Genomic DNA, 11,676 nt, shown 5'->3' with positions numbered 1-11,676 from the left:
GCTCCTTTCCAATTGGAAAGGAGCTTTTTCATTACGCTTTTGATGTTTCACTCTTTTTATTCATTTGTTCTTTCTTAATTACCATACGCTCATTTCCCATAAAGAAAATGAACATGAATGCTAATCCAGCTGGTACCAATGCCCACATGAATGTTTGAACAATTGAACTAGAAAGAGCGTCAATAATCTTATCTAATATTTGCGGAGGGATTTGAGATCTTGCCGATTCTGATAAAATGGCTCTTGAATCCCCTAATTTTGTATTCATTCCCCCGCTCATCCCTTTAAATGCTTCTTCTAATTGATCTTGGAAACCTGTTCTTTGGATCATTCCGAAGATTGTAATACCTAGTGTCATTCCTAATGAACGAATGAAGTTACTCGTTGAAGTTGCAGATCCACGCTGTTCCATACCGAAGTTATGAATTGAAGCCATACTTAGTACAGAGAATGAGAAACCTACTCCAAATCCGATAATAATCATATAAACCGTTAATAATGCACGACTTGTTTCTGGCGTTAATGTACTTAATAAGAATAATCCGATTAACATAATAACAGCAGAAATAATCATAATGTTTCGGTAGCTCAGCTTAGTCGTTAAAAATCCACCTAACTGCGCTGTTACGACTGATCCTAGCATCATAGGTAAAAGTAATAATCCTGAGTTTGTTGCAGTCCCGCCGTATACACCTTGAATGAATAACGGAATGTAAACAGTTGCTGACATAAATGCAGCACCGTAACATAATGCAATAATTGTACTCATTCCGAATAAGCGCTGCTTAAACATCTCAAATGAAATAATTGGTTCTTCTACTTTTCGTTCAATAAAAATGAATGCGATGATTAAAATAGCGAATCCACCAAATAAACTTAAAATAAAGCTAGAATCCCAATCATATTTTTGTCCGCCTAGTTCAAGCGCAAACATTAAAGAAACTACTGCACCAACTAAAGTAATTGCGCCAAACCAATCAATCTTTTGCTTTCTATGAACGCGTGATTCTTTATAAAAGAATGTAATAAAAATAAGTGCTAAAACGCCAAGTGGTAAGTTAATATAAAATACCCAGTGCCAGCTAATGTAATCGGTAATATATGCGCCAAGTAATGGCCCGAAAATACTAGATAATCCAAATACAGCTCCGAATAAACCACCCATTTTCCCGCGTTTTTCAGGTGGAAAAATATCAAAAACGATAGTAAACGCGATCGGCACTAATGCCCCGCCGCCAATACCTTGAATAGCACGATAAATACCTAACTGTGTAATATTTTCAGCAGTACCACAAAGTGCCGAACCAATCATAAAGACGATTAAACCGAAAATAAAGAATCTCTTTCTACCATACATATCTGATAGCTTACCGAAAATCGGCATGCCTGCCATTTCTGCGACCATATAGGCAGAAACGACCCATACAAAGTTTTCGAGGCCTCCTAAGTCACCAACGATTGTTCCCATCGCCGTTACAACAATGGTATTATCCATCGATGCCATTAAAATACCTAGCAATAAGCCCGCCACAACAAAGCCGAGCTTATTATTCTTCTCAACCATATCTCTTGCTCTCCCTCATACTACTTATATTTGTTTATGTTCTTTTACGACTGCATTACCTTTTTGATTAAAACTAGTATGATATTCTACAACACTAATTTCACATCCAGGACCAATTGTGACGTTGTTGCCTCTTACAACTTCAGCAATCGTATGTTCTAAATAGATATCATCTCCTTCAACAATTGAAGTTTGGAGGTTTCCAGCATGACTAGTAAAAGGAATAAATCTCGCTTTTTTACGAACGGTAATTTTTTTACCACCAATTTCTCTTACCTTACTGCCTTCATAACGAAGTGAGATTTGAATATTTTCAGCATTAAGTAATCCATCACTTTCAAGACCACCAGTTAATGATAAATCTTCTACTTCAATATCTCCCTTTACATTTAAAGCACCTTTTACATCTACGAAATCACCTGAAAACTTTCCTTCAATATTTATCATACCTCTAACTTTTGTTTTTTCAATATGAGCATCACCATGAATTTGTGTATTACCATATACTTTTACATATTCCGCATCTACATTTCCTTGTACTTCGTTATCTCCATACACGACATAGTTTTTCACTTTCACATTACCGCGTACATCACTCGTTCCGTACGTTTTAAACTCATTGCAACTCATATCATTCGTAATTGTTCCTTCACCGCGAATCTTCACTTTATTATAATCTCCGCCTGCTGAATTACCAGAACCATTTACTGTGAGACTATGTGGATGTTCCATACTGATTTCTCCCTTCCGTTAAACCTGCTTAATTTCTTTTACATTTGCATTTTTATCAACAGTAAGAACACCGGTATATTCAATCAGTTCAATCTCACAGTTTGCTCCTACTGTAACATTGTTTCCTCTTACCGTTCTTATGTGAGCATAATCAATATCGATATTGTCACCTTCTAATAGTTCAGCTTCTAACTGCAAGCCAAACACTGTTTTAAATAGTCGACTAAATGTACCTGATCTATGTCTTACTTTAATCGTTTGACCACCAATTTCTTTCGCTCGACATGTACCGTGAATATTTATATTAATTTCATCTGCGCTTAATAAACCACCGATTGTAAATTGTCCTTCTGAAGAAAAAGTATCCACTTCACAATTACCGTCAATTGTAGCTTGACCATTGACTTTAAATTCTTCACCAGTGACATTTCCACCTATCGTACCTTTTCCTGCAATTTTCAAACTGTTTGCTTTTACATTTTGCGTAATTGTTGCTTTTCCATCAATTCGCATCGTTTCAGCATGAACTGTACCATCAACTTTACCAGATCCGCTAATTCGTGCACTGCTACTTTTCAAATCGCCAGTAACTGCACCGTAACCGTTACATTCAAATTGCTCACATTCAACATTTCCATTCACAGTTCCTTTTCCGTTTAATTGCACTTTATGAAACTCGCCGCCATTCGATGAACCGTAACCATTTATAATCAAATTATCTGTACGCATACTTTCTCCTCCACTACAACAATTTAGTTTTTAATGCTTCGGTATATTTCATAATCGCTTCGCGTAAAACGATTTTGGTGCCTTTTTCAAAAATTAAATCGTCCACGTTTGAAACTAATAAACATGTAGAAATCCCTAACTTTCGGACGATGATTAAGTCACAAGTTTTATGTTTAATTGCTTCATAATTTTCACGTAAAACTTGCAAGACCATTTTTCCTTCTTCTAAACTAATCTCTCCTGATTGTAGTAATTCTTCTAACATGTACACATAAAGAATGTCTACAAATTGAAACTCTGCTCTTTTATTCGTTTGTTCTATGAAAAATTGTAAAACTGGTTCTGATGCAATCCCCTTGCGTAAAATGTCTTCCTTTGTTAAAAGAATTTCTCTCACACTCGGTGAAAACATGTTAGCTAGTTCATCAAGTGATAAATCCTCTTTCATCGTTTGGATTTTATCGATCCGCTCTAATATCTTTTCTTTCGGAAAAAATGTCTCTTGACCTGTAAACGTTGATTTTCGTACAAACCAATCTTCCGGAATTAAATTTTTTCTTTTCCACCTATATAACTGTCCATATGAAATACCAGTTAGTTCTAATAAATCTTTTTTTGAAATTAAATCTGTACTCAACTGTATAACACTCCTTCCTGATAACAATGTAACATAACACTGTTACGCTGTAAATAGACTTTTATCACAAGTAGCGTAACAATGTGTAAAACAAACCTATTCCTACATACAAAAAAGGCTCTTACACACCTTATGAAAATGTGCAAAAGCCCTTATATATCAAGACTTAAACCAAATATTATAAAAATCAATCCAACCTTGTGAATTAATCATTATATTTTGAACTTTTTCATGTGTACTTACCTCTTGTTTATTACGATATAAAGGAATAATATGAATTTGACGTAACAAAGTATCCTCGATATCGCGTAACAGTGCAACTCTTTTCTCTAATTCTTCTTGTCTAAAATAAGGAGACAACTTTTCATGAAAGACCATGCTGCTTTGTCCATGAATAAAACTATTTTTTGTAAGAAACATATATAATAGACTATCTTCTATTCGTTCACTGATTGTGGCACTATCATGCATCATATCGGCCTTTTGTATCGTACTTACTTCCAATAGCTCTTCTATATCAAGAAAATTATTTTCTACACGAATCCCATATTTCGCACACTCTTTTTGTATCCACTGTGCATCTTCAACATGATCTCGTCCTGTAAATGTGTAGAGTTGTAGCACTTCATTATGATAAGTACTCCTTTTAATTAAACTTTCTACATCTTCCTCAATCTCTACAATGCTTTCACCTGCTAATATTAGTTTTTTTGCCACTTCTCCACGTTCTCCGCCGAGTTCTTGAACGATTGTATAACCATGAATGATGTTATATAACGCTTTCCGAAATAACTCATCTTGCATTGGTCCTTCTTTCGTAAGATTACATGTTATATATGTCACGTTCGACTCAAGCCGAGACAATTCTTTATTATGTTTTTCTTTATCTTTATACTGCGCCTTTACTAAAACATCGTATGTACCTACACCTTGTTCTACATTCCACAACTCAACACGATCTAAAAAAGGTCTTTCACGAAAATATAAAGGATGTCCTTCTAAAATGAACAGATTTTCATTACTTTTATATAATTGAAAAGGCCCGGTTCCAATTAGCCCTCCTGCTTCATCTTCATTCACGATAGAACACTGTTCTGCACTTAGCATATGTAAAAACATTCGATTTTCTGTATGTAATTGAATTTCGAAAACGTAGTCATCCACTGAACGGATACTTTCAACGTGTTGTAACATCCATGTGTGTGCATTATTTTCCAGCTTTATAAATCGATTCAACGAGTATATAACATCATGTGCAGTAAGTTGTTTTCCATTATGAAAGTGAACTCCTTTTCGTAAGTAAAACGTCCATATTTTTTCAGCGTCATTATATTCCCAGTGAAATGCAAGTCTTGGCTCTATAATGTTTGTATTACCGTCTACATACACGAGTGTGTCGAATATATGTTTTACCATATGGCATTCTGAGCGCATTGTAGCGTATACAGGATCTAATGTGATATCTAAATTCATTTGTACTTGCAACCGGAGTACATCTCTTCTCCCTTCAGATGTCATTTCAACCTTATGACCAAATATTGAATCCACCCAGGAATGATATTCTCCCTTTACTGATGGAAAATGTGAGCTATAGCGTTCCACAAATATACTTCCGCTTTTCACATCCCCTTTTTTCGTTATTTCTTTTCCTCTATCTAAAATTAAAGACATCGGGTGCTTTTGAAATATTAACTTAGACCGATTTCCTCTGCCGCGACCTGGAAACCACTTGATCCAATTTAACTCATCTAATTTTTTTATAATTAATTTACTATTGCGCTCTGTACAAAATAATGTACCAGATATATTTTGCACTGTTACTTCCAATCGTTCTCCCTCTTTTTTTCCTTTTCCATAAGCAATCCATAGTTCAATGTATTGATCTAAAATAAACATCATACTCCCCCTAAAAGGTGAAAAATCCTCCCTATAGTCTCTACCCTTTTTCCAACTCTCCTTTCATCTTATCATTTCAATATAGAAAGGAGGAATTAATATTGAATTATCTCTTACTTCGTTACAATAAACCTATTTTTATTAGATTGTGTGGTGAATTATTAACCCGAACGACTGAATCTATGTTAGCTCTCATTATGATTATTTACGTCAATAAAATGTTAAACGGCAATGTAATAATAACTATGCTAATTTTCGGATTACAGCCACTTTCAGACATTTTATTTACACTTATTGCTGGAGGAATTACTGATAAATATGGCCGAAAAAAGATTATGTTACTCGGATTATTACTACAAGGTGTTGCAATCGGCAGTTTCGTTTTCGCTCAATCTGTTTTTATATTTGCACTGTTATATGTCATTAATGGTATTGGCCGTTCCTTATACATTCCAGCTCAGCGTGCACAAATTGCTGATTTAACAAAACAAGAGCAGCAAGCAGAAATTTTTGCTCTCCTACAAACGATGGGAGCAATTGGATCCGTAGTCGGCCCTTTAATCGGTGCATGTTTTTATAATACTCACCCAGAATATTTATTTATCGTGCAAAGTGTAACCCTTACGATATATGCCGTTGTTGTTTGGACCCAGCTCCCAGAAACCGTTCCACCTATGAGTAAGTCGAAACAAACAGTTGAGGCAAGTTCACCAAAGCAATTTATTTTTAAACATTATGCCATATTCGGTCTTATGGTTTCTACACTTCCTATTAGCTTTTTTTATGCACAAACTGAGACGAATTATCGTATTTTTGCAGAACATGTATTTCCTAATCTCGTATTCATACTCGCATTTATTTCAACATGCAAAGCCATTTTGGAAATCATACTACAAATCTTCCTCGTAAAATGGTCTGAACGATTTTCTATGGCGAAAATCATCCTTATTTCTTACGCCTGCTATACAATAGCTGCAGTTGGCTTTAGTTATTCAACGACGATATTGTCGTTATTCTTCACCTTACTCTTTTTAGTCATTGGAGAAAGTATTGCTCTAAACCACTTATTACGATTCGTTTCAGAAATTGCACCTCACAATAAACGTGGTTTATATTTTTCAATTTACGGTATACACTGGGATATATCTCGAACGTGCGGACCAGTTATGGGTGCAGTTTTATTAAGTAAGTTAAATGGAAGTATGCTGTTTTATATTTGTGCTAGTTTCTTATTAATTGGAGGTATTGTTCAAGCACTGTTTGTTCAAAATTTAGAACGTAAAAAAATCATGAACCAGCCTACACATAATTTATAGGTTACTACTTTTTCAGTAGATCAATATTTCTTATTGGATGAATATTAAAAAACAAAAGTGAAGTATTTCGCGTATGAAAGTATGTTTTATATGGCAGGAGACGTTCCTTATTTACAACTAAAAACACCTCACTTAAGGAAAGTGAGGTGTTTTTGAAATCACTTAATTTCTTATCCTGCCATTTTATTAATACTATCCTCTGGTGAAAATACAGAAATATGATCTACCTTACCAGTCGATTTTGGAATGACAAATTTCAGCTCATACTGGTTATTTACTTTGTATACATATATTTTATCTTCACCATTCTCTTTAACTGAAGATGGTTTTCCTAATGCTTTTTCAATTTCTTGTAATGTAATCAATTTTAGTTCTGCATGATATGAGCGTACATCAAAAACTTGTGACCCTTTATTAAATCCGAAAACAATATTTTTATTTGTAAAAGTTGCGTACATTCCGTTCCCTGCATATTCGGTTTTATTTGCTTTCCCCCACGCTTTTTCAATTTCTTCAATATCCCCTGTATGGGCTCCAAATGGTACATTAGGTACTTTTCCTTCTTTTGCGAGTTCAAACAAATCTTTAACGTGGTTAATTGATTTTTGATTAAGTGTTCTATTTTTCGAATCTGGGTCAGGCGATGGTTTTGTTGTTTTTTCATTGCTTGGTTTTGCTTCAGGATTTTTCTGTTCTTCTGAAAAATTACTTTGTTCATTTTTATTATTTTCCGAGGTTGGATTTGTTTCCTTTTTTTCGTCTGTCCCTTTACATGCGACTAGCGCAAACATACATGTAAACACCAAAAATAACATAACTATTTTTAAATATATTTTCATCATTTTTACCCCCTATTGCATCTTATTCATTTCGTTAACCAACCCATTACATTACTTTTCAAATTATGTTTGTTCCAAAAAGTCAGTGCTTCACTCTCTCCAAAAGCTTGTACAAAATATATTACAAAAGCTGTTTCTAAAAAGTAACCAAGTCTGTTATATCCGAAGTAACTACCTCTTGATAAACGAAACCATTTTCATCTCCTTATTTAAACCTTCTCTTCTCAATGATAATATCCTCTATCTATAACTTAAAACATGCTCTCACAACAGCTCCTTGAAACAGAAAAAAAACAGTAGGAAGTGATTACTCTTTTCCTACTGATTGAAATAAAATTATACGGTAAATCTTAGCTTCTTAAAAAATGTAGCGATAGTATTTTTTACAGTTTCAAAATTATAAGCAAACGTGTTATCTCCACTTAATGATGAAATACATGTTAAACCTGCAGCTTTAATAAAAGCTTTTACATCTACAAGCATAGAATTAGCCTCCATGAATTTAATTACAATCATTATAACAGGTGTTTTACGATGCTAACATGAAAGTAATAAATAAATTTCTATTATTAATTTATCCCGCTATTTGCCGGGCAGTAAGATCCCCACCTCAAAATTCAGCGGAAACAAAGAAGTTAGGTGGGGGCCCTGCTGTCCGTAAAAGCCCGATTGGTGAGGGCTGATAATCAGTGGGGATGAACACCCCCCACTGATTAAAGTTTCACTTTATTTAGCTCACAGTACACCATTCCAATGTCATATAAAAAAGCTGCCCAAAAAGGGCAGCTTCAAATATGTATATTACACTTCGATTGATTTACCATCTTCAACAATATGATAAAGTAAATGCGCTAAATGATGAATTGGACCGTATTCTTCCTCTTCCTCATCTGTTTCACCTTGGAACTCAAGATCGTTTAAGTACAGTGCTAAAAATTGATAGTATAGTTTTAAATCAAATCCGTAGCACGCAGTTGGCTCTTCATGATCACCTTCGTATTGTAACATTAAGTATTGATCGTTTCCTTCTGCATCTTCTGCGTCAAAGAATACGAAGAATCCAACGTTTGTATCTAAATCAAATAGATGACGAGTGCCTTTTTCTGTTGCTTTGTTAAAGTCCTCTTCACTTAATTTATGTACTGTTGTCGCTTTAGCATTATCTTCTTGATGGAAATTTACTGTGAATGTTTTCAATGCTGACACCTCCTGATTGTATAATACTAGCATAACATATAAAAAGGACTGCTTACAAATGTAAACAGTCCTTACATTCATTTTCGCATTGCTCGTAATAAGAAGCTTACGATGAAAATTAAAATGATCGCACCGATTAAAGCTGGAATAATTGCATATCCGCCAATGACTGGACCAAAACTACCAAGTAATTTCGAACCAACCCAAGAACCGATAATACCAGCAATAATATTACCAATTACACCACCAGGTACGTCCTTTCCAGTAATTAAGCTCGCAAGCCATCCTAATATACCACCGACGATTAAAGACCAAATCATATAATAACCTCCTTTGCATTTCACCAATCAAAATATAATTAGAAACAATTGCTTACCATTAGTTATGTGACATTTTTCATAAGTTATTCATGTTGTTCAACTTTAAGATTTTTGAGAATAATACACACAGATTAAACCTTTTTTTGAACTAACGATTTATCCGACTTGTTATTACACACATTAAGGACAATCTGGCTTCAATATTGTTCGCATAAACTCTTCTTTAAAAGCTGCATAGTTAAAACCAACAGCAATTCTTTGAATCGGCCGATTATCAAACCTTGTTGGCTCAGCTATTTTTCTAAAGTCTGCTACACTTTGGCCCCTAGTCACATCATTTGTCGTACTAATCCACACTGCCGATTTTTTATATTCGAAAATACTGTCATTTATAAACGAGATAAACGGTAATAAATCGTGTATAGGACTCCCACCAATACCCGGATATTCTTTTTTATAAAAGTTCTCATAATAAAAATCAATCATTGGTTTAATGAGTTTCGCCTGTCCAGTTCCTTGTTTATCTATTATATTGGCCATTTCAGGTGTTATAAGCGCGCCCTGTGTTACATTTAACGGGTATATGCTAGCGTTTTTCGCATATTTCATAACAATATTTGCTGCAATTGGATCACCATAAAAATTCGCTTCAGATACTGGTGTAACATTACCTGGAAATAGGAAAGCGCCGCCCATTATATAATACGAACAAATACGATCCATTATATTTGGATACAATAAAAATAACGTAGCAAGCGTCGTTAGTCTCCCTGTCGCCACAATTATAATATCTTCTGGACAAGGTTCGATTAATTTGATTAATTCACAAAAATTTTCTCGTTTACAAATTCTCATCTCAGGTGGAATAATAGGACCTAAACCGTGATCCCCGTGGATTTCAGGGAAAAACAAAGGCTCTTCAGCTGTCATCGGTCTACTCGCACCTTCAATAATTTTTACTTGTGTAGCATAATACCTTTCTAAAAAATAAACATTTTCCGTAACGATATCTCGTGATACATTCCCATACTCAGCAACAATACCTAGAATATCTAATTTACATGTTTTATTTGCATAAATTAACGCTACGGCGTCATCAATACCAAAGTCTCCAAAAAAGATAATTTTCTTATTAACTATTCTCACCCCTCTTGAGCATAATCTACTATTATTATTATGTGAAAAAGACAAGGCGGTGAAACAGCGCAAACTAAAAAAGCCGCCTATTTATTGGCGACTTCAATCTTTTTATAAGACAAATATGCAAGTACATTTTTACTTGAATCGTATTTCGGGTTATTTCCTTTTCTCGGCTCTCTCATATGTGTCTTTTCAAATCCAGGAATGTCTGGCATTTTCCCCATAAATTCAAGCATTTCTTCCTCATTACCTTCAATGCGTACACGAATCATTATAACTATTCCTCAATTCTCAGTTTCTCTGTACTAAGTATATCGTACTTCAGAAAGACTGCAACACATTTATCTTTTTAACATTATACTTTTTTTACATATAAACATAGCCATTTCAGTATAGAACGATTCTACTTTATTATTTTTAAATTGAATATTAAAATATTCCTTCATTTCGTTTGGTGCTTCCATCATACATTCTGTTAATTTTTCACGCTTTTGTAAAGGGACATCCATCATATTACACCACCAGTCAAAATCAAACTTCTTATCAAAAGTAAGACATGACTGCATTTGCAAACCATTTTTTTCTAATAAAGTAAGCCATTCTGTCTTTTTTAGAGCTCGTTCATGACTTGGGTCACGCTTTTTTTCTATAAAATTATAAAATGTATCATATTCATTATTTTCTGGCGAAACATTATCTATTAAGATGAATAATCCATTATCCTCCAACGTACGATTTACTTCATAAATAAATTGAGCCGGACTCGTAAAATGATGGGCTGCAATCCGGCATATAATTGTATCAAAAAAATGGTCTGCAAATGGTAAATTCTCTGCATTTCCTGCTACAAAAGATACATTTTCATGACCATTCTGCTTTATAAAAACTTTTGCTTTTTCTAACATCTGTTCTGTTAAATCAAGTGCAACTACTTCTTCAAATATAGGTGCTAACATATTTGCCACATGCCCGCCACCAGTAGCAACATCAAGAAGACGATTATTATGACGAGACTCAACTTGTTGAACTACATATTGTAAATCCAGTCCTTTAGCATGTATTTTACTATTTACATATTTATCTGCATTGCTGCCAAACTGTTTTTTCACAAGCTCTTCTTTACTCATATTATCATCTTCTTTCTATTGTTATTTACATATACGACTCATATAATTATTACAATTCTCTTAATGTATTTTCAAATCCTCTTTTCATCTCACTTCTTATCATATTTACCTTTCATTAAAATAATATAATTTCGCATTTTATTATTAAACAAAAAAAAGGCTATGGGAACTTCCCCCCT

13 protein-coding genes and 1 pseudogene are annotated in these 11,676 nt (G+C 34.1%); 1 reads left to right on the top strand and 13 read right to left on the bottom strand.

The annotated features are described in order from the left end of the window. Nucleotides 1-31: 31 nt before the first annotated feature. From HMPREF2590_RS14440 to HMPREF2590_RS14420, 5 genes are all read right to left on the bottom strand, one after another. The gene (locus HMPREF2590_RS14440; RefSeq protein ID WP_000229637.1) at nucleotides 32-1,564 is read right to left on the bottom strand and encodes an MDR family MFS transporter; all 1,533 of its coding nucleotides are present in this window, start codon (nucleotides 1,562-1,564) and stop codon (nucleotides 32-34) included. 24 nt (nucleotides 1,565-1,588) lie between these two features. Further along, nucleotides 1,589-2,296: a hypothetical protein gene (locus tag HMPREF2590_RS14435; protein ID WP_000400911.1), complete on the bottom strand. Its 708-nt coding sequence runs from the start codon at nucleotides 2,294-2,296 to the stop codon at nucleotides 1,589-1,591. A gap of 18 nt (nucleotides 2,297-2,314) precedes the next feature. Continuing rightward, entirely contained in the window at nucleotides 2,315-3,025 is a 711-nt protein-coding gene (locus tag HMPREF2590_RS14430; protein ID WP_001258384.1) for a bactofilin family protein, read from the bottom strand. A 13-nt stretch (nucleotides 3,026-3,038) separates the two neighbouring features. Then, nucleotides 3,039-3,662 (bottom strand): YhbD family protein, encoded by a 624-nt coding sequence (locus HMPREF2590_RS14425; protein ID WP_030026006.1) that lies wholly within the window; start codon nucleotides 3,660-3,662, stop codon nucleotides 3,039-3,041. Nucleotides 3,663-3,821: 159 nt separating this feature from the next. Further along, nucleotides 3,822-5,558 (bottom strand): ABC transporter substrate-binding protein, encoded by a 1,737-nt coding sequence (locus HMPREF2590_RS14420; RefSeq protein WP_050821902.1) that lies wholly within the window; start codon nucleotides 5,556-5,558, stop codon nucleotides 3,822-3,824. 101 nt (nucleotides 5,559-5,659) lie between these two features. Here HMPREF2590_RS14420 and HMPREF2590_RS14415 point away from each other — a divergent pair, with 101 nt between their 5' ends. After that, nucleotides 5,660-6,874 (top strand): MDR family MFS transporter, encoded by a 1,215-nt coding sequence (locus tag HMPREF2590_RS14415; RefSeq protein ID WP_001108459.1) that lies wholly within the window; start codon nucleotides 5,660-5,662, stop codon nucleotides 6,872-6,874. Between the two features lie 170 nt (nucleotides 6,875-7,044). Here HMPREF2590_RS14415 and HMPREF2590_RS14410 read toward each other — a convergent pair whose 3' ends face one another. The 8 genes and pseudogenes from HMPREF2590_RS14410 to HMPREF2590_RS14380 form a co-directional block, all read right to left on the bottom strand. Next, entirely contained in the window at nucleotides 7,045-7,716 is a 672-nt protein-coding gene (locus tag HMPREF2590_RS14410) for a YjgB family protein (protein WP_002098287.1), read from the bottom strand. Between the two features lie 23 nt (nucleotides 7,717-7,739). Beyond that, nucleotides 7,740-7,910, bottom strand: a pseudogene (locus HMPREF2590_RS29015) (aminopeptidase); the annotation flags it as partial. A gap of 139 nt (nucleotides 7,911-8,049) precedes the next feature. After that, entirely contained in the window at nucleotides 8,050-8,196 is a 147-nt protein-coding gene (locus HMPREF2590_RS14405) for a hypothetical protein (protein ID WP_000959548.1), read from the bottom strand. Between the two features lie 318 nt (nucleotides 8,197-8,514). Beyond that, entirely contained in the window at nucleotides 8,515-8,910 is a 396-nt protein-coding gene (locus HMPREF2590_RS14400) for a hypothetical protein (RefSeq protein WP_000847587.1), read from the bottom strand. 77 nt (nucleotides 8,911-8,987) lie between these two features. After that, on the bottom strand, nucleotides 8,988-9,230 hold the full coding sequence (locus HMPREF2590_RS14395) for a GlsB/YeaQ/YmgE family stress response membrane protein (protein WP_000638306.1): 243 nt from the start codon (nucleotides 9,228-9,230) through the stop codon (nucleotides 8,988-8,990). A gap of 180 nt (nucleotides 9,231-9,410) precedes the next feature. Further along, the gene (locus tag HMPREF2590_RS14390; RefSeq protein WP_001223683.1) at nucleotides 9,411-10,376 is read right to left on the bottom strand and encodes a nucleoside hydrolase; all 966 of its coding nucleotides are present in this window, start codon (nucleotides 10,374-10,376) and stop codon (nucleotides 9,411-9,413) included. A 77-nt stretch (nucleotides 10,377-10,453) separates the two neighbouring features. Beyond that, nucleotides 10,454-10,642: a DUF3970 family protein gene (locus tag HMPREF2590_RS14385; RefSeq protein WP_050821903.1), complete on the bottom strand. Its 189-nt coding sequence runs from the start codon at nucleotides 10,640-10,642 to the stop codon at nucleotides 10,454-10,456. Between the two features lie 69 nt (nucleotides 10,643-10,711). Further along, nucleotides 10,712-11,497: a class I SAM-dependent methyltransferase gene (locus HMPREF2590_RS14380; protein ID WP_070861458.1), complete on the bottom strand. Its 786-nt coding sequence runs from the start codon at nucleotides 11,495-11,497 to the stop codon at nucleotides 10,712-10,714. Nucleotides 11,498-11,676 lie beyond the last annotated feature (179 nt).

Source organism: Bacillus sp. HMSC036E02, assembly GCF_001836235.1.
GTDB lineage: Bacteria > Bacillota > Bacilli > Bacillales > Bacillaceae_G > Bacillus_A > Bacillus_A cereus.
This window is presented reverse-complemented; position numbering and strand designations above follow the sequence as displayed.

Coding starts and splice junctions, on each gene's coding strand:
- HMPREF2590_RS14380 (WP_070861458.1), bottom strand. CDS start 11,497: ATGAGTAAAGAAGAGCTTGTGAAAAAACAGTTTGGCAGCAATGCAGAT.
- HMPREF2590_RS14435 (WP_000400911.1), bottom strand. CDS start 2,296: ATGGAACATCCACATAGTCTCACAGTAAATGGTTCTGGTAATTCAGCA.
- HMPREF2590_RS14385 (WP_050821903.1), bottom strand. CDS start 10,642: ATGATTCGTGTACGCATTGAAGGTAATGAGGAAGAAATGCTTGAATTT.
- HMPREF2590_RS14440 (WP_000229637.1), bottom strand. CDS start 1,564: ATGGTTGAGAAGAATAATAAGCTCGGCTTTGTTGTGGCGGGCTTATTG.
- HMPREF2590_RS14395 (WP_000638306.1), bottom strand. CDS start 9,230: ATGATTTGGTCTTTAATCGTCGGTGGTATATTAGGATGGCTTGCGAGC.
- HMPREF2590_RS14430 (WP_001258384.1), bottom strand. CDS start 3,025: ATGCGTACAGATAATTTGATTATAAATGGTTACGGTTCATCGAATGGC.
- HMPREF2590_RS14405 (WP_000959548.1), bottom strand. CDS start 8,196: ATGCTTGTAGATGTAAAAGCTTTTATTAAAGCTGCAGGTTTAACATGT.
- HMPREF2590_RS14410 (WP_002098287.1), bottom strand. CDS start 7,716: ATGATGAAAATATATTTAAAAATAGTTATGTTATTTTTGGTGTTTACA.
- HMPREF2590_RS14420 (WP_050821902.1), bottom strand. CDS start 5,558: ATGTTTATTTTAGATCAATACATTGAACTATGGATTGCTTATGGAAAA.